The organism is Caulobacter sp. GW821-FHT11E11 (assembly GCF_058808315.1).
The window spans coordinates 537,647-562,972 of record NZ_JBXARO010000002.1 but is presented as its reverse complement, the minus strand read 5'-3'; the positions used below and the strand labels follow the sequence as shown (position 1 = coordinate 562,972).

The 25,326-nt window shown below is 68.4% G+C and carries 16 protein-coding genes; 6 read left to right on the top strand and 10 right to left on the bottom strand.

Features of this window, described 5'->3' with window-relative positions:
• Nucleotide 1: 1 nt before the first annotated feature.
• A complete protein-coding gene (locus AC1RR5_RS06685) occupies nucleotides 2-187 on the bottom strand; it encodes a hypothetical protein (protein WP_492920387.1) in 186 nt (61 codons plus the stop codon).
• A gap of 226 nt (nucleotides 188-413) precedes the next feature.
• Between AC1RR5_RS06685 and AC1RR5_RS06680 the strand changes: the two genes are divergently transcribed.
• Nucleotides 414-2,432 carry a winged helix-turn-helix domain-containing tetratricopeptide repeat protein gene (locus tag AC1RR5_RS06680; RefSeq protein WP_492920385.1) on the top strand — a complete coding sequence of 673 codons (2,019 nt, stop codon included), beginning with the start codon at nucleotides 414-416 and terminating at the stop codon, nucleotides 2,430-2,432.
• 3 nt (nucleotides 2,433-2,435) lie between these two features.
• On the opposite strand, the gene AC1RR5_RS06675 is transcribed toward AC1RR5_RS06680, so the two are convergent.
• The 5 genes from AC1RR5_RS06675 to AC1RR5_RS06655 form a co-directional block, all read right to left on the bottom strand.
• Nucleotides 2,436-5,357: a TonB-dependent receptor gene (locus AC1RR5_RS06675; protein WP_492920384.1), complete on the bottom strand. Its 2,922-nt coding sequence runs from the start codon at nucleotides 5,355-5,357 to the stop codon at nucleotides 2,436-2,438.
• A 538-nt stretch (nucleotides 5,358-5,895) separates the two neighbouring features.
• Nucleotides 5,896-7,266 (bottom strand): amidohydrolase, encoded by a 1,371-nt coding sequence (locus AC1RR5_RS06670; RefSeq protein WP_492920382.1) that lies wholly within the window; start codon nucleotides 7,264-7,266, stop codon nucleotides 5,896-5,898.
• Between the two features lie 8 nt (nucleotides 7,267-7,274).
• Entirely contained in the window at nucleotides 7,275-10,574 is a 3,300-nt protein-coding gene (locus AC1RR5_RS06665; protein ID WP_492920380.1) for a TonB-dependent receptor, read from the bottom strand.
• Between the two features lie 298 nt (nucleotides 10,575-10,872).
• Nucleotides 10,873-11,505, bottom strand: a complete 633-nt coding sequence (locus tag AC1RR5_RS06660) for a flavin reductase family protein (protein WP_492920379.1) — start codon at nucleotides 11,503-11,505, stop codon at nucleotides 10,873-10,875.
• Nucleotides 11,506-11,537: 32 nt separating this feature from the next.
• On the bottom strand, nucleotides 11,538-12,323 hold the full coding sequence (locus AC1RR5_RS06655; RefSeq protein ID WP_492920377.1) for a GntR family transcriptional regulator: 786 nt from the start codon (nucleotides 12,321-12,323) through the stop codon (nucleotides 11,538-11,540).
• Between the two features lie 276 nt (nucleotides 12,324-12,599).
• Between AC1RR5_RS06655 and AC1RR5_RS06650 the strand changes: the two genes are divergently transcribed.
• Genes AC1RR5_RS06650 through AC1RR5_RS06640 form a run of 3 tightly spaced genes read left to right on the top strand, consistent with a single transcriptional unit; the run spans nucleotide 12,600 to nucleotide 17,137 of the window.
• Complete coding sequence (locus AC1RR5_RS06650; protein WP_492920376.1) at nucleotides 12,600-13,778, top strand: ABC transporter substrate-binding protein; 1,179 nt, start codon at nucleotides 12,600-12,602, stop codon at nucleotides 13,776-13,778.
• A 9-nt stretch (nucleotides 13,779-13,787) separates the two neighbouring features.
• Nucleotides 13,788-14,666, top strand: a complete 879-nt coding sequence (locus tag AC1RR5_RS06645; RefSeq protein ID WP_492920375.1) for a branched-chain amino acid ABC transporter permease — start codon at nucleotides 13,788-13,790, stop codon at nucleotides 14,664-14,666.
• Between the two features lie 2 nt (nucleotides 14,667-14,668).
• Entirely contained in the window at nucleotides 14,669-17,137 is a 2,469-nt protein-coding gene (locus AC1RR5_RS06640; protein WP_492920374.1) for an ATP-binding cassette domain-containing protein, read from the top strand.
• Between the two features lie 11 nt (nucleotides 17,138-17,148).
• On the opposite strand, the gene AC1RR5_RS06635 is transcribed toward AC1RR5_RS06640, so the two are convergent.
• Both AC1RR5_RS06635 and AC1RR5_RS06630 read right to left on the bottom strand, forming a co-directional pair.
• The gene (locus AC1RR5_RS06635) at nucleotides 17,149-17,715 is read right to left on the bottom strand and encodes a response regulator transcription factor (protein WP_492920372.1); all 567 of its coding nucleotides are present in this window, start codon (nucleotides 17,713-17,715) and stop codon (nucleotides 17,149-17,151) included.
• Nucleotides 17,703-19,214 (bottom strand): sensor histidine kinase, encoded by a 1,512-nt coding sequence (locus AC1RR5_RS06630; protein ID WP_492920370.1) that lies wholly within the window; start codon nucleotides 19,212-19,214, stop codon nucleotides 17,703-17,705. Before AC1RR5_RS06630 ends, AC1RR5_RS06635 begins: the two co-directional genes overlap by 13 nt.
• 41 nt (nucleotides 19,215-19,255) lie before the next feature.
• Here AC1RR5_RS06630 and AC1RR5_RS06625 point away from each other — a divergent pair, with 41 nt between their 5' ends.
• On the top strand, nucleotides 19,256-22,444 hold the full coding sequence (locus AC1RR5_RS06625) for a hypothetical protein (protein ID WP_492920368.1): 3,189 nt from the start codon (nucleotides 19,256-19,258) through the stop codon (nucleotides 22,442-22,444).
• Nucleotides 22,445-22,702: 258 nt separating this feature from the next.
• Nucleotides 22,703-23,233, top strand: a complete 531-nt coding sequence (locus AC1RR5_RS06620; RefSeq protein ID WP_492920366.1) for a DUF4303 domain-containing protein — start codon at nucleotides 22,703-22,705, stop codon at nucleotides 23,231-23,233.
• Nucleotides 23,234-23,289: 56 nt separating this feature from the next.
• Here the strand turns inward: AC1RR5_RS06620 and AC1RR5_RS06615 are convergent, their stop codons facing one another.
• On the bottom strand, nucleotides 23,290-24,300 hold the full coding sequence (locus AC1RR5_RS06615) for a 2-hydroxyacid dehydrogenase (RefSeq protein WP_492920365.1): 1,011 nt from the start codon (nucleotides 24,298-24,300) through the stop codon (nucleotides 23,290-23,292).
• Between the two features lie 22 nt (nucleotides 24,301-24,322).
• Nucleotides 24,323-25,321 (bottom strand): L,D-transpeptidase, encoded by a 999-nt coding sequence (locus AC1RR5_RS06610; protein ID WP_492920363.1) that lies wholly within the window; start codon nucleotides 25,319-25,321, stop codon nucleotides 24,323-24,325.
• Between the last annotated feature and the right edge of the window lie 5 nt (nucleotides 25,322-25,326).

Below are 25,326 nucleotides of genomic sequence, written 5' to 3'. Positions count from 1 at the left end.
TCTATCGCCCCCTAGCGTGTTCAATGGATTTCTCGACGAGCGCGCTGTGCCATTCGGTCGCCGCATCGGTCAGCGCGCATCGCGCGCCGATGCCGCAGATCAGGCCGATCGCGAAGGCCACCGGCGCGCCCATGGCCAGGCCGCTGAGCCACCACACCGCCGGTGACGCCGTGAAGCGTTCGTGCATGGATCCCACCCTGTACTGGCTGCAACAGCCTGGCCGCGGGGTTCGCTCCCCGCCCACGAAACATGCTGAATCCAGGGCGGCGCCGTATAGCTCCGCCTCAGGTTGCCTTGCTGATGAAACGCTGATCTTCTTCGGATGAGGGGGAGACGATGATGCTTGAGCGCTGGAAAGCGCAGGCGGGAGCCCGTTTCGGGCGCTCCCGACATCGCCGCGACTAGGTCCGTCGATGTCCGCCCTGGAACAGTCCCTCCGCGCCCCGGACGAAACAGCGTCGGCCGGACGCGTCGTTCTCAACCGCAGCGCGTCCTTCCGACTGGGCTCGGTTCTGGTCGAGCCGGCGCACCGACGGCTGACGCACGACGACGGCCGCCAGGAGACCCTGGAGCCCAGGATCATGCAGGTGCTGGTGGCGCTGGCGAACGCCGGCCAGGCGGTGCTCTCCCGTGAAGACCTCCTGCAGTCTTGCTGGGAAGGCCGGTTTGTCAGCCGCGACTCCCTAAACCGCGTCATCTCGAAGCTGAGAGCGACAGCGGCCGGGATCGGCGCGGGCAGCTTCGAGATCGTGACGCTGAACAAGACCGGCTATCGCCTGGTCGGCGCGCCGCCTGTGGGCGAACAGACAGCCGATCCGTCGCCGGCGCATCCGAGCCGGCGCTGGCTTCTCGCCGCCGCCTCGGCGGGCGTCCTCGCGGCCGTCGGCGCCGGCGGCTATGTCGCGTGGCGCAAGGTGAGCGCGCCCAAGGGTCCGCTGACCCTGGCGGTCCTGCCGTTCGCCGGCGACCTGGGCAAGGCCCTGGCGCGCGAAGTCCGGCAGAACCTTTCGCGCGTGACCGGCCTGCGCACGGTTTCCGACGCCTCGACCTTCAGCGTCACGGACGAGGCGCTGTCGCCGAGACGCATCGCCGCGCGCCTGGGCGCCAACCTGCTCGTCATCGGCGCGCTGGAGCGGCGCGGCGCCGGCTTCCTGGCCGAGATCCAGCTGCTGGACGGCGTCACCCAGGCCCAGCTCTGGTCCCATCAGGCGCTCAGCGCCGACGACGACCTGGTCGGTATCAGCCAGGCGCTGTCCAGCGCGCTGCTGGAGCAGATGGTCGGGCGCGTGGCCGCCAGCGGCTTTTCGACGACCCTGCCCCCGCGACGCCGCTCGGATCCGCGCGCCTACCCCCACGTGCTGCGCGCCGAGGCCGCCTTTCTGAAGACCCGATCGCTGTTGCTGGTTGCCGACAAGGCCAAGGCCGAGGCCTCCGCCGACGACGCCTATGCCCAGGCCATGGCCGCGCTCGCCATCGACCCCAACGAGGTGCGCGCTCTGCTGACCCTCTGGGGCCTGGCGCGCAACGGGTGGTCAAAGCGGCTGATGGCCAGCCTGCCGCCCGTCCAGGATCTCAACGCGGCCGCCATGATCTATGTGCGGCGGGCCCTGCTGGCCGACCCGAACGACCCGGCCGCGCTGGCCGCCCTGGGCGACCAGCACCGGCGCGACTGGAACTGGGCGGCGTCCGAAGCTCTGCTCAAGCGCGCGGTTCTCGCCGACCCGGGCCTAGTCGAGGCGCGATGGGCCTATGGCACGCTGCTGGCCACGCTCAATCGTAATGTCGAAGGCCTGGCCCAGGCGCGGGAGATCGTGCTGCTGGATCCGGAGAACGTCTCGCGGCGCGGCTACCTGCTGGCGCGCCTGGAATATGCCGCCGGCGAACGCACCAAGGCCCTCGACGACTATCGCGCCGCGCTCCAGCGCTCCAAGGCCAATCTGTTCGACGTCCGCGAGCTCTACATGACGTTTCTGAGCGAAGGGAACGCCGCCGGACTCGACGAGCTGGTCGGAAGGACCTTGAGCCTCCTCCCGCGCGACAAGCCGATGTCCGCGGATATGAGCCAGCTTTTGAAGCGCATCGCCGCGGCCGCCGCGGCCCTGCGCGGACAGCCGGCGGCGTTGCTGGCCATGGTCGACGCCGACGTGGCCGGCGTGATCGAGCTCAAGGCGACAAGGGCGGGTCGGCGCGGCGGCGACCTGCTGTTCCTGGCGGCGCTCGAATATGCCTGGTCCGGAACGGTCGATCGGGCCCTCGACACCCTGGACCGCGCCGTCAACGCCGGGTCGTTGAACTGGATCGTGTCCCTGCCCTACGGCCGCAACCCCTTCCCCAAGGCCGTTGCCGATCATCACCGTTTCACGGCGATCTGGGATCGCGATCCGCGCCTGGCCGAGCTGATCCGCCTTCGCCGCAAGGCGGCCGCCGCCTGAGGCTCAGAAGGACCTGCCCACGTTCAGGTACCAGTAGCGGCCATAGGGGTTGTAGAGCGCGCCGAGATAGCCGGTCGCGGACAGCGGCGGATCCCTGTCGAACAGATTGCGCGCGCCCAGACGCACATGGGCCGGTCCGCCGCCCGGCCGATAGTCGAAATAGGCTCCGATCGTCAGCTGGCTCTTCACCCTGTAGGGCGCGCCATCGACCGTCAGGAAGTCGGTGTTGAGCACCGAGCCGGTATAGGCCGCCGACGCACCGACCTTGTAGTCGCCGCGACGCCAGGTCAGCTGGCCGGCCACCTTCCATTCGGGTTTTCCGTTCTTGCGCAGCAGGTCGCCCGGATCGGCCAGTGGCGTCGCGGCGTTGATCGCCCCAACCGCCCGGGCCTCGAACAACGCCTTCACCGGCTCGGAGAGCGCTTGCGAGAAACGATCCATATAGGCCGCGTCGACATCCAGGGTCAGCCGGCCCCAAGGACGGTTCGGTCCGCGCCAGGCCAGGGCGACATCCACGCCGCTGACCGCCTGGGCCTGCAGCATGCGAAACCGGTCCCTGATCTCGATCATCTGCCCCGCGGGCGCCAGGCCGGTTCCGGCGAAGAGCGCGATGTCGTCGCGCGTGGGCGCGGCCCGAAGGACGGCGGCGCTAGTCGCCCCCGTCGTCCGCGCCAGATAGTCGGCGATCGCCAGATTGGTCGATCCCAAGAGGCCGATCACGCTGGTCTGGTCGATGCGCCAGCGATCGACACTGACCATCACCTGGCCAAACCGGTCGGACGGGATGGCCGGCGTCAGGACCAGGCCGAAAGACCGACCGCGGCTGTGCTCGGCGCTCAGGTCCGGATTGCCTGAGGTGGTGAAGCGGACATTGACGTTGCGCGTGCAGGCCGAGAACGTCTTGATCCGCCCCGCGCGCAGGTCGGCCTCGCAGAGATAGTAGTCGAGAATCGCGTTCGAGCGCGAATAGCTGAACGGGTTGGTCGTCTCGAGGTTGGGCGCCCGAAACCCCTTCTGCCAGGCGCCGCGCAGGCGGACAAAGGCGAACGGCTCCCACGCCACGGCGACCTTAGGCGTGGCGACAGCGCCGAAGTCACTGTAGCGCTCGATCCGGCCGGCGAGATGCAGATCGATGCGCCTGACCAACGGCAGCGCCCGATCCGGCGACACCAGCGGCGCCGTCAGCTCCGCATAGGCCGACAGGACGCCGCGCGAACCGTGCGTGCTGGGCGTGTCGTTCGTGCCCGTGACATTGCTGGCCGACACCAGGCCCGTGACCGGATCGGTGAAGGGCGCGCCGCCGTCCAGCCTGGGATCGCGCACGTCGGCTTGTGTCTCGCGGCGCGCCTCGACCCCCGCCGCGAAGCCGACCGGGCCCGCCGGCAAGGTCAGCAATCTGGGCGTCGATACCTTGAAGTCGGCCAGGGTCAGGCCGCTGGTCGAGCGGCGCTTGATCCGGATCCGGATCGCATCGAGCGCCGCCTGCGAGCTGGGCGTGCAGTCGCGTCCCTGGGCGCCGACCAGGCACCCGCCGTTGAACGGATTGTAGGCGTCGGTCGTCGAGAGCGCCAACTGGGCGGCGAGCCTGGCGCTGTCTATCCCGTCCGACCGATCCAGGGCCCGCCCCCGCGAATAGAGCACAGCCGTGTCCCAGGCAAAGCGCCCCGCCCTGCCCTTCAGGCCAAGCAGGGCTCGCACCTGGGTGTTGTCGACGCGGACGACGTTGGGACCAAGGTCGTTGAACCGATAGCCGCTGATCGTCACCGCCGCGCCCGAGGCCGGCACGTTGGTCAGGCCCGGCAAGCGGTTGGGATTGAGACGGCCGTCGGCGAAGGCGACCGGGCCGAAGGGATTGTAGTAATTGCTGGCGGGAATCCCGATCGCGACCAGGCTGGAACCCTGCAGGGTCAAGGCCCGCGACGCCGCGCCATAGGCGCCGAGTTCGCCATAGGCCTCGGCCCTGTCCGAGACCGCGTAGCCGCCCGAGACGAAGAGGTTCAGCCGGCGGATCGCGGGCGACGCCGTCGTCTGGTCCAGGACCGGGCCATCGTAGCGCAGCTTGTCGGCGGCGCTGCTTGAGGTCAGCGAACCGACACCCAGGCACAGGCCCCCTCCCAGGCTCGCCGCGCATCCGGCCAGGGCGTCGGGCTGAACGTGCGCCACGCCGGCGGCCGTGGTGATGGCGACGCCTCCTTGCCGGACCGCGCCGCTCGTTCCTAGCACCCCCAGTGTCGTGAACGAGCTCAGCGAACCGCGCGTGTCGGGCGCATTGCTCGCCGCGTAGGCCGGATCGCCGACGAACAGCGCCTGCAGGTCCAGGCTCCGGGTATAGGGCTGGTCGCTGGGTCGCTGCGCGGTGCGGTCGGTGGCGTTGAGGACGAGCACGACATGTCCACGGCCGTCGCCGATCATCCCGCCCGCCAGCACATCCAGGCCCCGCTCGCGACGATGCGTCCCCTCGGCCCAGCCGTAACGGAACTCTGTCGAGACGCCTTCATAGCGGTCGGGCATGACGGCGTTGACGACGCCGGCCACCGCATCGGCGCCATAGATGGCCGAGGCGCCGTCCGCCAGGACCTCCAGTCGCGCCAGTCCCGTGCTGGGTATGGCGTTGGCGTTGAAGCCCAGCAGCGGGACCGTGCCCGAGGACTGGCTGGTGGGATGGGCCACGGTCCGTCGGCCATTGATCAGCACCAGGGTGTAGCCGACCCCGAGGCTGCGCAGATTGATCGAGTTGATATCGCCGCGCGCGGAGTTGCTGGTCTGGACGTTGTTGTTGGCGTGGATGAAGACGTCGCCCATCTGCGGCAGGCCACGCAGCAGATCATCGCCCGACACCGCGCCGGTCGCGGCGATGCGATCGGGCGTCATGACGACGGCGGTCGAGGTCGCCGCGGCGGCGGCCCCCTCGATCCGACTACCCACGATCACGATCTCATCGACCGCCGGGTCGCTCGACGCACGCCGATCCAGGGCCCATGCCGCACTGGCCAGCACGAGCCCAAGAACCGTTGTCGCCTGAAAAACCCGGTCGCCGGTCGCCCCTCGCCCGGTCCGCTTCATGCTCGAAGCCTAACCGCACAGTCGCAGGTCCCTAAAGCCCAAAACGCGCGCCGGACGAGAAAAGGCGTAGTGCTGGCAAATGCAGTTCGCGCGGAAACTCTGCGATGCTCTCGCAGGTGCAAGCAAACCTTCCATCAGTGAGCGCCGAACGCCCGGATCTTCCGATAAGGATCGTAGCGCCGATGGTGACCGGGCCTCCGGCCGTGACGATCAGCCCGCCGCAGGTCTCCGAGCCGGTGGTCGGCGCGCCCTTGGCCGCCAGTTCGGGATACTCGCCCAGCGGGATCTTCCAGAGATAGCGGCCGGTTGAGATCCAGGGCGTTCAGCGTGCCAAACGTCGCGGGCCGTGATCCGCTGGGTTGACGCCGCCGCGTGACGGCGACGCCGACCCAGCCGGACACTAAGCGCGTTTCGGAAACGCACCCGCCGCGACGACGCCGCGATGCAGGACGACCTGCCGAGGCGTCAGTCGGGCGACGGCTTCGGCCGAGCTGGCCGCCGCCACGAACACGCAGTCCGCGGCGTCGCCGACCTTGGGCCACAGCTGTTCGCCGGACGGGCTCAACGGGGTGATGCCGCCCGTGGGGATCTTCAGCGCCTGGCCGATCGCCAGTTCATCCGACCAGCCATAGAGCTGGCAGGCCAGCTTGGCCTTTTCCAGCACGTCGCCGCTGCCGAAGACCGACCAGTGATCGACGACGCTGTCGGTGCCGGTGAACACCTTCACGCCGGCCGCCTGCAGGGTCGGGATCGGCATGACTCGGCCGCCGAACGGGACGGTCGAAGCGATCGACACACCGGCCGCGTTCAGCCGCGCGGCCATATCGGCGGCCGCCGGCTTGTCCAGCGACATCAGCGAGAAGGCGTGGCTGATGGTGACGCGATCCTTCAGCACCGGGTTCTTGGCGGTGATGTCGGTGATGCGGTTGATCGCGGCGACACCGCTCTCGCCCGGCTCGTGGATGTGGATGTCGACGCCCGCCTTCTCGTCGAGGGCGATCTGCATCATCGTGTCGACCGACTTCTCCATGCCGCCGTCGACCGCCGTCGGGTCGATGCCGCCGACATGGGTGGCGCCGGCGCGGATGGCCTGGCGCATCGTCTCCTCCAGGCCGATGCTGACCAGGCCGTGCTGCGGGAAGGCGACGATCTCGTGGCCGAAGTCGGCATCGTGCCGTTCCAGGGCCGCCCTCAGCTTCTCGACGTGCTTGGTCCCGATCACCTTGTCGACGTTGCACTGGCTGCGGGCGAAGGTGGTGCCGTTGGTCTGCAGCAGCTTGACCAGGGCCTCGGCGCGCGGCTCCAGCGTCGGCAGCATTTCCGGCAGCAGCGTGTGCTCCAGCTGGATCTGGCCGGCGATGCCGCCCTTGCGCTTGCGCGGCGCGCGCCAGGGCCCGCCGTAGAAGGTCTTGTCCAGGTGGATGTGCATGTCGCGGAACGACGGCAGCATCAGCAGGCCGCCCGCGTCATGGACCACCGCGCCAGGCGGGATCGCCGCGCCGGCCGGCAGGATGGCGGCGATGGCCCCCTTCTCGATCTTCAGGGTCCGCAGCTCGGTGCGCGTGGCGGCGATCTCGTCGCCGTCACGCTCGAAGCCGGTCTCCAGCCGGACGTTGCGCAGGTAGTAGACGGCCCCGGCGAGGGGCTTGGTCGCCGCCCGGGCCTGGCCGGAGACCGCCGCCAGGCCCAGTGCGCCGGCCGCGAGGCCGCCGGCGCCGAGCAGAGCCCGGCGCGAGAGATCGGGTGTCATGTGTTCGCTCTGGTTCGTCATGTCGGCCTCTAGAACTTGTAGCGGACGCCCAGCTTCACCTGCCAGACGGACTGGGCGTTGAAGCTGCTGGCGGCCTTCGAGGTGAACTTGTCGTACTGGTAGAAATTGCCCGCGCCTGCCGCACAGGCCACGCCGGCGAACTGGCAGTTGCGCGCGGCGATGTTGGACGAGACGTAGGGGCTAGGCACCTGCTGGACCACGCCCCACTTGTTGTTGAGCATGTTCCCCAGGTTCTCGATGTCGACATAGATCTCGGCCTTGGCCGCGTGCGGGAAGAAGGCCGGAGCCTCCTGGCTGAGGCGGATGTCGACGGTGGTCACCTCGGGCGACTTGAAGGCGTTGCGCGGCGTGATCTTGCCGGCGTAGTCGATCAGGCCGGTCTTCGTCAGGAAGGCGTTGAAGGCCGCGAAGTCGAAGCCCGGCGCATAGGTGACGATCGGATCGCTGGTCGCCGTGATCTGACCGTTCGAGGCCTTCGGCACATACAGCAGTTCGCGGTTGCGCGAGGCGTTCGAGCCGTTCTCGCCGACCAGCACGTCGCCCGCCTGGGCCGCGTTGGCGCCCACGTCGAACGTGTAGCTGAACGGCAGGCCCGAGCGGCGCTGGGCGAACAGTGTGATGCCCGTCCGGTAGCCCGTGAAGAACTCGTGGCGATAGTTCAGCGCCAGCTTGCTCAGGTGGCGGAACTCATAGTTCGAGGTCGCCAACGACGGGTTGTTGGGGTTGTCGGTGGCCACGCCGTTGTAGTTCGAGGCCGCGACCGTGCTGACGCCCGGATTGACGTCCTTGGAGTTGATGTAGGTGTGCGACAGCTGGGCGTCGAGGCCGTCCAGCAGGCCGCCGGACCAGTGCTTGCCCACGGCGACGCCGATCTGGTCGGCATGACCCTTGCCGGTGTTGGTGACGAAGATGTCGTAGCGATTGTCGCGGGTGCGCAGGAAGGTCGGGCGACCGTCCGGCGCCGGAGCGCCCGGATTGGCCTTGCTGTAGAGGTCCTCCCAGGTCACCGCGTTCTGGACCTCGGTGCGGATGTACTCGGCGCTGACGCGCCAGTCGTCGCCGCCGTAGCGACCCAGGTCGAAGCTTTTCTGGACGCCGATCGAGGCCTTCCACGACGACTGTGGCTTGAAGTCCGGATCCAGGATGTTGGTGATGCCCTGGCCGGTGGCGGCGCTCTGGGTGTTCAGCGCCTGGACGCCCGCGGCGACGGTCTTGGCGTCGACATTGTTCAGGGCGGCGAGGCACGCGGCGCTGGCCGTGGCCGAGCGGCTGCAGTTGACGTTCCCCAGCACGATGCCGGTGTTGTAGAAGGTGTTGGCCGTCCACACCGTGGGCGAACCGCCGCCGAACAGGCCGACGCCGCCATAGACGGTCAGGGTCGGGTCCGGCTGCCAGTTGAAGCCAATGCGCGGCTGCAGCAGGCGCTTGCCGTCGAGATTGGCGCCGTTGTCCAGGCCATAGCGGGCCATGACCACCGGGTTGCTCTGGGGCTTGTCGCTCTGCTCGTACCAGTCGTAGCGCAGGCCCGCCTTGACGGTCAGGTTCGGCAGGATCGACCACTCGTCCTGCAGGTAGACGGTGTTCATGGTCGAGTGGATGGTCGCCCCGCCATGGGCCTTGTTGTTGTCGCCGGCGTTGGCGTAGGCCAGCGACGAGGCCAGGCGCGCCTGCAGGTCGGCGATCGAGTTGAAGACGTAGGCCCCGTTGGCGTTCTGGACGAACAGGTCCCAGATCTTCAGGGCTTCGCGCTCGTAGCCGCCGGTGATGCGGTGATTGCCCAGGGTGTAGATGCCCTTGGCCCGGTACTGCTGCAGGTAGGTGGTCAGTTCGTTGGCCTGGTACGAGGCGTCGGTGCCCGCATAGATGCTGGGGCCCGCGCCCGTGCCGTTCACGAAGACCCGGAACTGGGCGTAGTCGGTCCCCGCGAGCGGCGTCGAGGGGTTGTCCATCTTCTTGTACGAGGCGCTGAGCTCGGTGGTGAAGTTCTCGGTCCAGTTCGAGAACAGCTGAGCCTTGTAGACGTCGAGATTGTTCTCGCGCTCGATGTACTTGGACAGCAGGCCCAGCGACGTGGACGTGCCGGTCAGGGTGTTGCCCGAGGCGCTGAGGCTGGAGCCGTAGGTGCGCTGGTAGGACACGGTCGCGCGGTGCCGGTCGTTGATGTTCCAGTCCAGCTTGCCGAACCACTTCTCGTCGAGGTTCGGGAACTGCTCGGCGGTGTAGCCCAGCGGGTCGTAGCCGTAGACCGACTTGATGATCGTCCGGACCTGCTCGGCCTGGGCGACGGTGACGCCGGGCACCTCGTTGGGCATGCCAGAGCCCGTCGGGCCGGTCAGCGACGGCTCCAGGTGCTCGAACTTCTCGTAGTTGAAGGTGAAGAACAGCCGGTCCTTGATGATCGGCCCGGTCAGGGTCGCGCCCCAGGTCTTCTCGGAGAACTTGCCGCCCAGGGTGCGCTTCTGCAGCGTGCCGTCCTGGAAGTCGGTGTACTGGAACTTCTTGCCCTGCAGGTTCTGGTTGGTGTTCTCGAAGAAGGCCGAACCGTGGAAGGCGTTGCCGCCCGACTTGGTGGTGGCGTTCAGGGTGCAGCCGCCGAACGAGCCGTAGTTGACGTCGTAGGGCGCGATCTCCACGCCCAGGGTCTCGACGATGTCCATGGAGACGGGCGAGCGCTGGGTGGGATAGCCGTTGGCCTGCAGGCCGAAGTCGTCGTTCTGGCGGACGCCGTCGATGGTCAGCGAGTTGGAACGGTTGTTGGCCCCGCCGCAGATCAGCGCCTTGTTGTTGGTGGAGTCGATGGCCACGAACGGGTTCATCCGCGCCACGTCCTTCAGGTCGCGACTGATCGACGGCGCCAGCTGGATCTCGGCGGCGCTGAAGTTCGAGCTGGGACCGGTCTTGAGGTCCTTGGCGCCCAGCGAGGCGGCGGTGACGACCACCGCGTCGACCGAACCGGTCTCAAGCGCGAAGTTCAGCTGGAAGGCGTCGCCGGTATTGACCGACGGCACCTGCACGGATTTCGCGCCGTACTGGCTGGACTTGGCCGTGACCACATAAGGACCGCCCGGACGCAGGTTACGGGCCGAGAAGGCGCCGTCCTCGTTGGTGGTGGTGTTGGTCGTCGTGCCCGACGGGGCGTGGACGATGGTGATCGGAACTCCGGCCAGAGGCGTACCGGCCTCATCGGTCAGGCGCCCCTGGATGGCGCCGGTGATCACCTGGGCCTGGACCACGACAGGCGCGGCGGTCGCCACGATCGCGATCACACCCACCGCCGCGCCGGACGAAAGCCTTCTCAAAAACGACATCGCCAAATCCCCTGTTTGCGTGCCCGACGCGCGTATCCCCACACGCGCCGGCCCCAGGGCGTCGGTCGGCAGGGCCGCCGCGTCGCCAGGGACGAGTTCAAGGAAACCGGTATTTCGTCGATGATCCAAAACTAAATCGTCTACGATTTGATATTCAGTCGTTGACGTTCCCTTTGCCGGATTTTTTGGCGGCTCGCCAGGGCTTGCTGCACCGCGAAAGGGCGCCGGACAGCGATTGAGGGAAATGGATCGTCGTCGGAAGAGACTCAGATCGTCGACGATCTGGTGGCGCCGGCGCTCAGATCCGGTCGATCTCGGTCTCGCGAACCTTGCCGCTTTCGTCCTGCAGGGAGAAGCGATCGCGCGTCGTCACATAGAAGCTGGCGCCGAAACGGCCGACCGGGAAATAGTCCTGCAGGCTGACCCGCCAGGCCTGGGTGTCGATCAGGCCTTCGCGCGCGTGCAGATGCAGCACCTTGCCGAAGAAGATCAGCCGGCTGTCGGTGCGGATCGTCTCCCAGAGCTCGCACTCGAAGGCGACGGGCGCCTCGGCGATGCGCGGGGGCGCGACGGCGACCGAGGGCGCGGTTGTCAGGCCCACGACGTCCAGTTCGCTCTGGTCCGCAGGCAGGGCCTCGCCGCACGCATGCATCTTGGCCGCGATGGCCTCGTCTGCCAGGTGCACGACGAACTGGTTCGAGGCGATGATATTGGCCGCCGTGTCCTTCAGCCCGCCGGACGCCAGCAGGTTGACGCTGATCATCACCAGCGGCGGCTCCTCGCCCAGCATGTTGAACATGCTGAAGGGGGCGGCGTTGACGACGCCATCGGCGTTGATGGTGGTCACCAGGGCGATCGGCCGAGGCACGATGAGGCTCGCCATCAGCTTGTAGCGTTGATAGGCGGTGATGCTGGCGAAATCGACGTGCATGGCGGCCTTCCGGCTCTGGTTAGAAGCTGGCCTCAGGCCAGGTTGAGCATTTGGGCCAGGGTCTTCACCGAGGACGGCCGCTCAAGGCAGATCCGATCCTCCAGCCCCACCAGGTGTGAGTTCATGGCGGCCACGGCGCGGGCCGCGTCGCCCTTGGAGATGGCGTCGACGATGTCGCAATGCTCCTCGTGCTCGCAGGCGGCGTTGCCTGCGGGCTCGTACAGCGCCACGATCAGCGAGCAGCGCGAGATCAGCTCGGTCAGGTAGGCCAGCAGGATCGGATTGCCGCCCAGGGCCGCGACCTGCAGGTGGAAATTGCGCGCCGTCTGGGCCCAGGCCGGCTGGTAGGCGTTGGCCATCGCCTCCTCCTCCTGGTGCAGCAGGGCGTGCAGTTCCTCGATGTCCTTGCCGCTATGGCGCTGCACGGCCAGCTCGACGAGCGCGGCCTCCAGCGCCCGGCGGGCTTCGAAGATCTTGCGCGTCTCTTCCGGAGTCGGGACGGCGATGATCGCGCCGCGATTGGGGCGCAGCTCGACGATCCGGTCGTGCTCCAGGCGCTGCAGCACCTTGCGCACCACCGCCCTGCTGACCCCGAACAGCGCGCAGAGCGCCGGCTCCGGCAGCTTGGTGCCCGGCGGCAGGCGCTGGTTCAGCACGCCGTCGAACACCGACTGATAGATGCGCTGCTCGACGTCGCCGCCGCCATCCACCGGCGCGATGCCGCCCATGTCCGTCTTGGCCGGACCACGCTTGGCCTTGCCGCGCGCGCTGGCGGCGGCGGCGGACTTGCGCGGAGCAGGCTTGGGTTTCTGGGTCATGCAAATGCGCCGAAACTGGAGATTGAGGTTCTAGGCCCCCGCGTCGGCCTCGGCGCAAACAGCGATCCGCGCCACCCGACGGCCTAATCGTCAGGATGCCGCGATCGCGAGCAATTTTTCAATGCGGTTTGTCGACTTTTTGCACACTCAAACTGTCGACGCATATTTCTTCGGATCGTCGACGATTTTGTGCGGACGATAAAACGCACCACGCTTAACTGCCCCTCGAACGGCCGCGGCGACGTCCGCGCCGCGCCAGAGTCGAGAGGTAGTCCCGTGCCGCATCCCTGCCGTCGATCGTTCGTCGTCGGAACCCTCGCCGCCCTGACCGCGGCTTGCAAGGGCGCCGACGGCGCCGGGCCGGTGAAGATCGGCCTGATCACCGCCCTCTCCGGCCAGTCGGCCCGCTCGGGCGAGGCGATCAGCAGGGGGCTGACCATCGCGATCGACGAGGTCAACGCCGCCGGCGGCGTGCTGGGCGGCCGCAAGCTGGAGTTGGTCCGCCGCGACGACGAGAGCAATCCCGCCCGGGGCGTCACCGCCGCGCGCGAGCTGATCCATCGCGAGAAGGTCGCCGTGCTGTTCGGCGGCCTCGACACCCCGGTGGCGCGGGCGATCGTGCCGGTCGCCACCGAAGCCAAGGTCCCCTTCGTTGTGCCGTGGGCGGCCGGCACGGCCATCACCCACAACGGCACGGACCCCAACTTCGTGTTCCGCGTCTCGGCCGTCGACGAGGAGGTCGACAAGGCCATGGTCGCCTATGCGCGCCAGACCTTCGCCGCCAAGCGTCCGGGCCTGATCCTCCTGAACAACCCCTGGGGCGAATCCAACGAGAAGGGCCTGAAAGCCGCCCTCGCCGCCGTCGGTTCGCCGCTGGCCGGCTCGGAGAAGTTCGAGGCCTCGGACGTCGACGTCACCGCGCAGCTGGGACGCCTGCGCGCGGCCGGCGCCGACACCCTGCTAATGGTCGGCACCGTCGGTCCGTCGGCCCAGGTCGTGCGTTCGCTGGACCGCATGGGCTGGACCGTGCCGGTGGTCTCGCACTGGGGTCCAGCGGGCGGCCGCTTTGGCGAACTGGCCGGCCCCAACGCCGGGCGCGTCACCTTCATCCAGACCTACAGCTTCGCCGGCCCGCCCTCGCCCGTCCGCGACAAGGTGCTGGCGGCGCTGAAGGCCAAGTATCCCGACATCAAGTCGGCGGCCGACGTCACGCCGGCGGTCGGGGTCGCCAACGCCTATGACGCCATGCGCCTGACCGCCCTGGCCCTCGACAAGGCCGGCTCGACCGACGGCGAGGCCGTGCGCAAGGGCTTCGCCGCCATCGATCGTTATGACGGGCTAATCAAGACCTACCAGAGGCCGTTCGCCGACGGTCGCCACGACGCCTTGGTCGGCGACGACTATGTCTGGGCTCGCTTCGAAGGCGATCACATCGTCCCGGTCCAGCGCGGCTAGGGACGCGGCATGGATCTGGTCTCCCCCCTCGTCAGCGGACTGGCGCTCGGCAGCATGTATGGGCTGATCGCGCTGGGCTTCTACATCACCTACTCGGTCTGCGGCGCGCTGAACTTCGCCCAGGGCGCCAGCGCCATGCTGGGCGCGGTGCTGCTGTTCACGCTGACCCGCACGCTGGGCTGGCCCGCCCTGCTGGCCGCGCCGGTCGCCATCCTGCTGTGCGGGCTCTATGGCCTGCTGGTCGAGAGCCTGGCCGTCCGCCCGTTCCTCAAGCGCAAGTCCGACGCCTGGCTGATGGCGACCGTCGCCCTAGGCCTGGTCACCGACAACGCCACGCTCTTCCTGTTCGGCACCGAGCCGCGCAGCCTGAGCTCGCCCCTGACCCAGTCGTCGGTGAAGATCGGCAGCCTGGCCCTGGCGGTCTATCCGTTGCACCTGGTCATTCCCCTGGCGGGACTGGCCACGGCCGGCGCCCTGCACTGGATCAGCCGCCGCACCCTGCTGGGCACGGCGCTGCTGGCCACAGCCCAGAACCGCGACGCCGCCAGCCTGATGGGCATCCCGGTGGCCGTGATGGTCGCCGCCGCCTTCGCCGTGTCGTCGGCCCTGGCGGGTCTGGCCGGCGCCCTGGTCGCGCCGCTGTTCACGATCCAGTCGGACATGGGCGTCGTCCTGGGCCTCAAGGCCTTCGCTGTCGCCATCCTTGGCGGGCTGAAGAACCCCTGGGGGATCATGGTCGCCGGCGCGCTTTTTGGCGTGGTCGAGGCCGCCACCGGCGCCGTGCTCGGCTCGGGCTACACCCAGATCCTGACCTTCGGCCTGGTGATCGTGGCCCTGGCGCTGCGCCCCGATGGCCTGCTGGGCAAGGCCGAAGTCCGGAAGGTATGAGCATGCGCCGCGTGATCCCGACCCTGCTGGCCGCCGGCGCGGCCCTGGCCGCGCTCGCCCTGCCTCAGGCGCTGGACAGCTACTATGTCTTCGTCCTGGGCCAGATCGCCCTGCTGACCATCGTCGGCGTGGGGCTCAACGTCCTGATCGGCCTGGGCGGCCAGATGTCGTTCGGCCATGCCGGCGTCTATGCCCTGGGCGCCTATGCCGTGGCCATCCTGACCACGCGGCTGGGCGTCAGCTTCTGGATCGCCTGGCCGCTGGGCGCGCTGGCGGCCGGCGCGGTCGGCGCCCTGCTGGCGATCCCGGCCCTGCGGCTGAAGGGCCCGTACCTGGCCATGGTCACGATCGCCTTCGGCCTGATCGTCGAGCAAGGGCTGGTCGAGTTGCGCGACATCACCGGCGGCCAGAACGGCATCCTCGACATTCCCGCGCCGCACCTCGGCGCGACCTCCCTCGACGCGCGCGGCTTGGCGACCCTGGCCGTGGCGGTCGCCGTCCTGGCCCTGCTGGCATTCCACCGCCTCTCGGCCAGCGGCTGGGGCGCAGCCCTGCGCGCCGTGCGCGACGCCGAGGTCGCGGCCGCCACGGCGGGCCTCAATCCCACCGTGATCCGCACCGCCGCCTTCGCCATCTCGGCCGCCCTGGCGGGCGCGGCCGGCGGGCTCTTCGCGCCGATGTCCGGCTTCGTCACGCCCCAGACCTTCAACCTCACCCAGTCGATCCTGTTCGTGCTGGTGGTGGTGCTGGGCGGCTCCGGCGCGCGCCTGGGGCCGCTGTTGGGCGCCGTGGTCGTGGGCCTGCTGCCCGAGCTGCTGTCCGGCTTCGAGGCCTATCGAATCCTGGTGTTCGGCGCCCTGCTAATGGAGGTGCTGTGGCTGGCGCCGCGCGGCCTGGCCGGTCTCTGGACGCCGATCGTCTCGCGCTTCAAGCCACCTGCCGCCCCGCCCCCGATCGAAACGACGGCCGAACTCGCCGAGCTGCTGCCCGCGCGGCCACGCGCGGCCCTGACGGCCGAGGGCCTGGTCATGCGCTTTGGCGGCCTGAAGGCCGTCGACGGCGCCAGCTTCACCCTGCCGCCTGGCCAGGTCACCGCCCTGATCGGCCCCAACGGCGCGGGCAAGTCGACCGTCATGAACCTGCTGAGCGGCTTCTACCGGCCCACCGAGGGACGGTGCCTGCTGGGCGCCGCGCCCCTGCCCCGCCGCGCCTTCGCGGTCGCTCGGGCTGGCGTCGCGCGCTCGTACCAGACCTCGCAGGTCTTCGAGAGCCTCAGCGTCGAGGACAATGTCCTGCTTGCCGACCGCAAGGGCCGCCTGGGTTCGCCCCTGGCCGCCCTGGCGACGTCGGGCAAGCGCCAGCGGGCCCGCGCCCTGCTGATGGCCTGCGGCTTCCGCGGCGATCCGACCCAGCCGGCTCGCGATCTCGCCCATGTCGATCGTCGCCTGGTGGAGATCGCCCGCGGCCTGGCCCAAGATCCCGACGTCCTGCTGCTGGACGAGCCCGCTGCAGGTCTCTCCCAGGCCGACAAGCGCCAGCTGGGCGCGCTGCTTAAGGCGATCGCCGCGACCGGCATGGCCGTCGGCCTGATCGAGCACGACATGGGCCTGGTCATGGGCGTGTCCGACACCGTCGTCGTCCTCAACGCCGGGACCCAGATCGCCGTTGGTCCGCCGGCCCAGATCCAGGCCGACCCGGCCGTGCGCGCCGCCTATCTGGGCGCCGCCCCGCCCGTCGCGCCGGCGCCGACTGGCCCGATCAGTCGTCTGGACGCCTTGCGGGTCGTCAACCTGACCGCGGGCTATGGTGCTGCGCCCGTGCTGCACGGCGTCGAGATCGAGGTGCGCCAGGGCGAGGCCGTCGCCCTACTGGGCGCCAACGGCGCGGGCAAGTCGACCCTGATGCGGGTCATCGCCGGCCTGCATCCGGCCGCCGAGGGCCAGGTGGCGTTCGAAGGCGTGGTTCTGAACGGCCTCGGCGCCGACGAGCGCGTGCGCAAGGGCGTCGTGCTGGTCCCCGAGGGCCGGCAGGTGTTCCCGGAGCTGACCGTCCGCGACAACATTCGGCTCGGGGCGTTCCTGGACGCTCGGGACATCGACGCCCGCACGTCGGAGATGCTGGAGCGCTTCCCGCGCCTGGCCGAGCGCCTGCAGCAGCGGGCGGGCCTCCTGTCCGGCGGCGAGCAGCAGATGCTGGCCCTGGCTCGCGCCCTGATGAGCCGCCCGCGCGTGCTGCTGCTGGACGAGCCGTCCATGGGCCTGGCGCCGCGCGTCATCGACGAGATCTTCCAGGCCTTCCGCGACCTGCGGGACCGCGACATGACGCTCCTGATCGTCGACCAGATGGCCGGGTTGGCTCTGTCGGTGGCGGACCGCGCCTATGTGCTCAGCGAGGGAACGATCGTCGCCCACGGAACGTCGGCGGCGATCGCGGAAGACCCGTCGATTTCGGAGGCCTATTTGGGGCGGTAAACGCGCCGCTCCTAAAGAATCCGCGTGCTTTGGGCGCGCGCGACGGCGTCGGTTCGATTGACGGCGCCCAGCTCTCCCATCAAGCGTGCCACGTGTATCTTCACGGTCGAGGGCGAGATCGTGAGGCTCTGGGCGATCTGTTTGTTGGACATGCCCTCGGCCATCAGTCGCAGGACCTGTAGCTGGCGCGGTGGAAGCGCCTTCAGCTCCAGCGCCCGGATACCAGGGACCTGAGCGCGGATCGCCTCCATCAGCGCCGCCGGTTCGGCGTTCTTCGAGCAGACCGCCGCGACGCCACAGTTTCGCACGGCTTCGAGCAGCTCAACGTCGTCGACGCCCGTGATAACGACCAGGACGGCTGCAGGCGCTCGACCACGAAGGGTCGCCAGGCCCTCGAGCGGCTCGCTTCCCGGCATCGAGAGATCGACCAGGCAGAAATCCGGCCCGCTCTCCGCCAGGGCCCACGCCGAAGGATAGTCGTCGGCTTCGGCCAGTTCGAGATGGGGCCAGCGGCCTCGCATCGCCGAGACCAGGGCGGCGCGCATCAGCGGGTGGTCGTCGCAGATCAGGCCGCGCATCGGGCCTCGTCGACGGCGGGTTCGACCGGGAGGCGGATATAGAAGGCCGCCCCCTTCGATGCGGTCTGCTGCACGCCGCAGGTTCCGCCCAGGAGCTCGGCCAGACCTCGGGTGGCGGCCAGGCCCAGGCCAAAGCCGCCGGCGGCGCCGACGCGCGCGCCCTGTTCGAAGGGCAGAAAGAGGCGCGTTTCGTCTTCGGGATCGAAACCTTTCCCGTCGTCGATCACCCACAGGGTCACCTGCCCTGCCCCGCGCCGAACGCCGACCAGCACCCGCCCGCCCCCAGAGTGGCGGATAGCGTTGGACACTAGGTTCTCCACGGCGCGGCCCAAGAGGTCCAGATCGGCGCGGAGCGGGATGTGCGCGCCCGCGAACGACAGCCGGATTTGCGCGGCGCTCGCCGCCGAGGCCTGGGTCAGCCTTATCCTGTCGAAGAGCTCGCTGGCGACCAGTCGCGTCCACTTGGGCGTCAGCGCCTGGCCTTCCAGCCGCAGGTGCTGCAACATCGCCTCGACGAGGCTTCGCGCGACGCCCAGCGACCGTTTGGCGTTGTCGAGCGAGAAGGTCTGTTCGCGCTGGGCGCGCCCCGGCCGAACGCCGTCGAGAAACAGCGCCGCCGCCTGCAGGGGCTGCTGCAGGTCGTGGGACGCGGCCCGGATGAAATGGGTCTTGGTGTCACGCTCGCGTTCGAGCTCGACCAGGGCCCGGGCAAGTTCGCGGCGCGAGACGTCCGCCATCGCCTGGGCGGTCGCAGCCTTGACGACGGCCTCGCGCACGAAGCGTCGGATGGCGATCAGGGTCGCGCCGAAGAGGACGAGGAAGAGGCTGAACTGCAGGAAGTAAGGCGGCCGCTCGACCATCAGCCAGGCCGTCAGCGATCCCAGCACCAGCAGGACCGCAGAACGCAGGACCTGGGTCGCCTCGGTCGCGGCGGCGAACTGGACGATCAGGAACCAGGCGCAGAGAACCAGCAACATTGCCCGCAGATCCGGATCCGAGACCGGCAGGAAGACCCAGACGCTGGCGGCCGTCGCCAGGTTGCAGAGCCACATGATGATCTTCGCGCCCGGGATCCAGGCCCGCAGGATCGCCTCGTCCGAAGGCGGCCTGGACTGGAAGACGATCCACGCCGCCAGCCATCCGGCCAGCGCCGCGGACATCGCGCCGAGCCACAGCGCAAAGCCGACCTGATCGGCGCGGCGCACGAAGTGCGACGCAAGAAAAGCGGTGACGACCAGCAAGCCGAACCAGGCCGCGATGCTGCCCTTCAGCTCCGCCCTGACTTCGTTGACGAGAACCTGATCTCGAACAACCCGATCCACTGACACCAGAAGACGCCCCCTCGTCCGCAGGACGATCGGTGCGCCACAAGGGGCTGTCAAGCACAGGCCGCGCGATCGGCAAGTAGACCAGATGGCCGACTTGTCGTCCTCCCGTCGCTTTCGAATAACGGAGCGGCGTCCTGTAGCCCGATCCTCGGGGTAGCCCGCGTCGTCCACGCGGCTTCCAAGTCCAAATGCTGCAGGCGGGAGGGTGAACCATGCCGGCAGTGATCGCCTCGACGCTCGACGACGCCACGATCGCCCAGTTCATCGCCGAACTGCTGGACAGCGACGCCGAATACACACTTTCGACCTATGTCGAGCTGCGCTCCGACCGGGGCTACGTAAAGTTCGATGGCACGGAGTTCGGCGGCTTCAGCGCGGCCGGCCCTTCGACAGGTACGATCACCAAGATCCTCTGGCAGTCCTCGGTCGGCGCCTTCCAGATCTCCAGCATCATCGCTTCGGCGGGCAGCCTGAAGGCGGCGGTGCTGGCGCGCGACACGGCGGCGGTGACCAACCTGCTGTTCGGACGCAACGACAAGATCGACGGGTCGGACGGGAACGACGTCCTCTACGGCTACGCCGGCAACGACCTGATCTCCGGCTACCAGGGCGACGACAAGCTCTACGGCGGGGACGGTAACGACTCGCTGGACGGCGGGCTGGGCGCCGACACCCTGATGGGCGGGGCCGGCGACGACATCCTGCATGGCAACAACGGCGACGACTACATGGACGGTGGCGACGGCGTCGACGCCGTCACCTTCAACTGGCTGGGCGCCACGACCGGCGTGACGCTAGACCTGCGGGTCAGCGGTCGCCAGAACACCGGCCACGGCCTGGACACCATCCTCAATGTCGAGAACGCGGAGGGGACCCGGTTCGACGACGTCATCCACGGCGCCGACGCGGCAAACATCCTCTCGGCCGGCTCCGCGGGAAACGACAAGCTCTACGGCTACGGCGGCGACGACACCCTTCTCGTCCCCATGATCGCCAACGCCGTCATCGACGGCGGCGCGGGCAACGACACGCTCAGCCTGGCGGGCGCGGTGCGCGAGTGGACCGTCGACCTCAGCAAGACCGAGGCGCAGGTCGTCGGCTACGTCTTCCCGCCCTTCAACCCCGTCACTGCCGAGCTCAGGGCCACCATCACCGGTATCGAGAACCTGGATGGCGGCCCCAATGGCGATACGCTGAAGGCCGCGCCGGGCGGTTCGCGCATCCGCGGCGGGGCGGGCGACGACCTCGTTTACGGGGCAGGCGGCGCCGACCTCCTGGAAGGCAATGCCGGCGACGACATGATCGACGGCGGCGGCGGGTTCGACGTGGCCGTCTATAACGGCAAGACCACCGACTATACCGTGACCGACCTGGGCGGCGGGTCCTGGATCGTCAAGGACAACCGGACGGGCTCCCCGGAAGGCACGGACAAGCTCTTCGGGATCGAGCTCCTGCGCTTCTCCGACTCCGGAGCCTTGCCGATTATCGCCACGCTGACCTCCACGGCCTCGACGATCGCCAACGGCGCTCACGGCACGGTGAAGTTCACGATCACCCTGAACGTCGCCGCCGACCAGGATCTGACCTTCTACATCCGCCCCAACCAGTGGAAGCAAGGCGAGAAGCCACCGGTCACCTACCAGTACAAGACCGACTGGAGCCTGGAGGGCGCTCAATCGGAGTACGTCTACAATCCCGCCCTGGACGCTGGCGTCATCCGCTTCACCAAGGGCCAGCAGACCAAGACCTTCGAGGTCGACATCCCGGCCTCGGCCTTCACGATCGGCTCGGGCAAGGACACCTTTCAGCTGGCCCTGGAGAGCGCCGCCTCCAATCCCAGCCACGTCTCGGTCTCCAAGGAGGCCGGCTCGGCCACCGGCGTGGTCAACCACCCCGATGCGCCGACCGCCCGGCTGGTGCTGAGCTACAACGGCGACTTCGGCGCCGACTGGAGCAAGTACAAGGCGCTGTTCGAGGCCGACCTGCAGGCGGCCATGGCCCGGGTCGTGGCATCCCTGCCCAAGGAGTTGCAGGGCCTGACGGTGCAGATCCAGGCCCGCAGCTTCACCGGGGACGCCAAGGACACCCTGGCCAACGCGGTCCCCAACTACGTCCAGGGCTGGTTCAAGCCGCCCGGGTCCGAATGGCTGCCCAGCCTGGTGTCGCTGCCCGAAGCCCTGGCCCGGTACACGACCGGCAAGGACGCCGACCCGACCAAGGCCGACATCATCATCGGCATCGATCCGACCAAGATGCTGCGGTTCTACGGCGGCGGGCCGGACGTCAAGGGCTCGGCCACGGCCGTTGGCACGGTCGACGTCCAGACCATCATGACCCACGAGCTGCTGCACGGCCTGGGCTACGGCGCCTACATCCCCAGCGGCGCCAACCTGACGCCCTGGCGTGTGATCCTGGACAAGACCAACAACACCATCGGTTGGGACAAGCTGGGCCAGCCGGTCACCTTCAACAACGGCTATGTCGACATCGGCGGCGGCGTATTGCTGCCGACCACCGGCTCGGACTACGCGCACATGGCCATCGGCAACTCGCTGATGCGGCCCAACAATGTCGGCCCGCAGAACATCGCCCAACTCGATGCGACCATCCTGAAGCTGATCGGCTATTCAGCGGGCGCCTTCGTCAATGTCGGCGTGCTGCCCAAGGTGATCCAGGACGCCTGGCAGAACCTGCTGCGCGGCGCGGCCTTCTCCGACATGTTCGATCTGTTCGGCTCGTACGGCGGCGGCTCGACCGTGGCGCCCGAGGGCGCGGCGGCGCTGGCGGCCCCGACGCGCAGCTCGACCGAGATCATCGCCGAACTGGTCAAACGCGCCGACGCCACAACCTCGGTCGCGACCCTCAGCTACCAGTTCTTCACGGGCAAGATCCCCTCGGCGGCCGGGATCGACTACCTGGTCTCGCCGTTCGGACCCAACCCCAACAACCTCAACGCCCAGTACTATCAGAGCTTCAGCCTGGAAAACCGCTACATCAACTTCGCGGTCAACCTGGGCAAGGTCGGCGAGGGGCGCGCCAAGTTCGAGGGCGACTACGGCGGGCTGACGCTCTTCCAGGCGACCAAGAAGGCCTACGAGGAGATCTTCGGCCTGGCCCCGACCGACACCAAGGTGGCGGCCCTTCTGGACCCCACCTTCGTGATCGCCGGCCATGTCATGACCCGGGCGCAGTATTTCGAGGCCTATGGCGCCGACGGGCCCAACGGGATCGGGACCAAGGCGGCCATGGTCGGCTGGCTGTTGGCCGAGGCCGAGAAGGCCGACATTGGCCAGTACGCCCTGTCCAACGCGGCATTCCTCACCGACCTGGCCGACGGCGCCAACTTCGCCATCGACCTGATCGGCGTCTATGCGCGCCCCGCGTACGACTACGGGGGCTAGGCGGATCAATCGCGCTTCAGCCAGTCGGCGTGAAGCGTCGGATGATCTGCCCTCCTCCGCGCCTGGACCGGATGTGCGCCTAAGACGAACTCGTCCCGTCAGGTAAGCGCCAATTGCTGCCGTTGCCGCACCGCCAGGAACCGGACGTTCAGCACCCAGGCTAAAGAGACCGCGCTCTTCCCTCCCCTCTACCCCGTGGGAGGCAGCTTGTCGGCGGGGACCATGATGCTAGCCTTCCCCCGATCGAAGGGAGCCAGCGTGGATTGGATCGCCATAACAGGAGAGCTTCGGGCGGCGACGGTGGCGGCCGTCGACATGTTAAGTGCCGTACTCAAGGGGCAACGCCTCTATGCAGCCTGCCTCAAGACAGCGGATGACGGCATGAGCGTCAGTTTCTGCGCCAATACCGAGGAAGGCTATGCCGAGAAGCGCGCTTCCGAGGCGAAGATCGAGGAGATGAGCCCCGGCTACGCGGCCTATCTGCGCTGGGCGCCCGCCGAGTGGCGATACGAGGGCTTTGGCGATGAGCCTTTCGCGGACATCAATCGCGACCTCACCGCGGCAAGCCTCGCTTCGGACGGTGATTTCAACCTCTATTTCGACCATCTCATTCACGCGATGATCGATGCCTTGGCCCATCTGCGGGTGGAGCGGACGCAGACGCTTGAAGGCGTGACGTTGTTCGTGACGATCTCCGATAGCGAGGCCGCCCAAAGCGTCGAGCAGCAATCAATCCATCGCCTCAATCGGTCAACGCTCGCTGCTGAATTCGGCCAGTGTCCGGGCTGAGTCAGCGTGGCGCCACTAGCTGACATTGGCATCACGCCCGGAAGGAGACGTCCAAATCAGCCTCTGATAGCGGCGTTGGAGATCCGGTGTTTGGCTGAGATGCCGGCTTCGACCTCCGACAGGCTCGTGAGCGTTGTCGCGGCGATGGCGCGCAACGCCTCCTCTGTCAGGAAGGCCTGGTGACCGGTGATCAACACGTTCGGGAAGGTCAGCAGGCGCTGGAAGACGTCGTCTTGGATGATCTCGTTGGAGAGATCCTCGAAGAAGAGGTCGGCCTCCTGTTCGTAGACGTCCAGCGCCACGCCGCCGATCTTGCGGCGCTTGAGGCCCTCGATCAGGGCGCTGGTGTCGATCAGCGCGCCGCGACTGGTGTTGATGATCATGACCCCGGGCCGGGCAGCGTCGATAACGTCGACATTGATCAGGTGGCGGGTGTCCGGGGTCAGCGGGCAGTGCAGCGAGACGATATCGGCCTCGCGAAGCAGCGTCTCGACCGGGACGTAGCGAACCCCGGCCGCGATCAGGTCGGGATCCTGGACGAGGTCGCTGGCCAGCACCTCGCAGCCGAAACCCAGGCGCAGCATCCGGGCGACCAGAGCCCCGATCCGGCCCGTGCCGACCACCCCTGCGGTTCGCCCAGAGAGGTTGCGGCCGATCAGGCCGTCGAGCGCGAAGTTGTTCTCGCGCACCCGGTTCCAGGCGCGGGGGATGTTCCGGTCCATCGCCAGGAGAAGGCCCAGGGTGAATTCGGCCACCGCCTCGGGCGAATAGGCTGGGACCCGGACGACGGTGATCCCCAGCGCCTCGGCCGCGGCCAGATCGACATTGTTGTAGCCGGCGCAGCGCAGGGCGACGGTCTTCGTGCCGCCCGCCGCCAGGGCCTCCAGGGTCGCCGCGTCCAGGCGGTCGTTGACGAAGACGCAGACGGCCGGATAGCCGAGCGCCAACCGCGCCGTGGCGGCGTCCAGCCGGGCGTCGAAATAGTCGATGATGTGATCGAAGTCCGCATTGGCCGCAGCCAGGAATTGACGGTCGTAGGCCTTGGCCGAGAACGCCGCTACGCGCATTGAGGAAGGCTCCGGCTCAAGCTCACGGCGTCGGCGCGACCGCGTCGAGGATGGTCAGTCGCTGGCCGGCGCTCTCGCCGACGCTGGACTGGGTGACGAGGATCGTGGCGCCGGGACTGAGCGCGGCCTTCACCGCAGTATAGAAGTCCCGCGGCACGCGCACCCGGTTGATGGTCGCCTCGTCGAGCGCCCGCCCCTCCTCCTCGACGTGCCCCGGAAGGGCGACATAGAGCCATCGTGGCGCGCCGTCCTTGCCTACGGAAAGGTTGATCACGTGCGTGCCCGGATCGTCGTCATCGACCTGGGCGACGCTGCGACCGATCTCGACGCCGTTGCGAAGGACGACGATCGCCTGGTCGTGCTTGGAGACGATGATGGTCAGCGGGCCTTGCGTCGACTTCTCCGGCGTCCAGCGCCAGGCGTCGCTGTCCAGCGCCCTTGGCGCTGTCGCCGCGCCCGTGGCGTCGATCGGCGCCAGGAGGCTGGAGTCGCTGGTTCGCATGTGGTCGGCCGCGTCTCCGGCCACGACCACCGTGGCGCCCAGTTTGGTTACACCGAACAGCGCCCGCGCGAAGCCCATCGGCAGATGCACGCAGCCATGGCTTTCCGGATAGCCCGGCAGGCCGCCGGCGTGCAGCGCCACACCATCCCAGGTCAGCCGTTGCTGATACGGCATGGGCGCGCTGTTGTACTTGTTGGAGTGGTGGTCGGCGTCCTTCTGCAGGATCGTGAAGACGCCGGTCGGGGTCTCGTAACCTTCGCGACCGGATGAGACGGTGCTCACCGCGATCCGCACGCCGTTGCGGTAGACGGTGGCGCGCTGGCGCGAGAGATCGACGTAAACGAGCAGCGGGCCGGCCGGCGCGATCTGCGGCGCCCAGACCCACTCGCCGGGCTTCAGCTGATCGGCCAGCCGCGTCAGTTCAGCGGGTGAACTGACGCGCGCGCCCTGCGCCTGAACCGCCCCGGCGCTCAAGGCCAGCGTCATCGCGACGCCGGCCATCCACAACCCCCGCTTCATAGGAT

Coding starts and splice junctions, on each gene's coding strand:
- AC1RR5_RS06685 (WP_492920387.1), bottom strand. CDS start 187: ATGCACGAACGCTTCACGGCGTCACCGGCGGTGTGGTGGCTCAGCGGC.
- AC1RR5_RS06680 (WP_492920385.1), top strand. CDS start 414: ATGTCCGCCCTGGAACAGTCCCTCCGCGCCCCGGACGAAACAGCGTCG.
- AC1RR5_RS06670 (WP_492920382.1), bottom strand. CDS start 7,266: ATGACGAACCAGAGCGAACACATGACACCCGATCTCTCGCGCCGGGCT.
- AC1RR5_RS06665 (WP_492920380.1), bottom strand. CDS start 10,574: ATGTCGTTTTTGAGAAGGCTTTCGTCCGGCGCGGCGGTGGGTGTGATC.
- AC1RR5_RS06660 (WP_492920379.1), bottom strand. CDS start 11,505: ATGCACGTCGATTTCGCCAGCATCACCGCCTATCAACGCTACAAGCTG.
- AC1RR5_RS06655 (WP_492920377.1), bottom strand. CDS start 12,323: ATGACCCAGAAACCCAAGCCTGCTCCGCGCAAGTCCGCCGCCGCCGCC.
- AC1RR5_RS06645 (WP_492920375.1), top strand. CDS start 13,788: ATGGATCTGGTCTCCCCCCTCGTCAGCGGACTGGCGCTCGGCAGCATG.
- AC1RR5_RS06640 (WP_492920374.1), top strand. CDS start 14,669: ATGCGCCGCGTGATCCCGACCCTGCTGGCCGCCGGCGCGGCCCTGGCC.
- AC1RR5_RS06635 (WP_492920372.1), bottom strand. CDS start 17,715: ATGCGCGGCCTGATCTGCGACGACCACCCGCTGATGCGCGCCGCCCTG.
- AC1RR5_RS06625 (WP_492920368.1), top strand. CDS start 19,256: ATGCCGGCAGTGATCGCCTCGACGCTCGACGACGCCACGATCGCCCAG.
- AC1RR5_RS06615 (WP_492920365.1), bottom strand. CDS start 24,300: ATGCGCGTAGCGGCGTTCTCGGCCAAGGCCTACGACCGTCAATTCCTG.
- AC1RR5_RS06610 (WP_492920363.1), bottom strand. CDS start 25,321: ATGAAGCGGGGGTTGTGGATGGCCGGCGTCGCGATGACGCTGGCCTTG.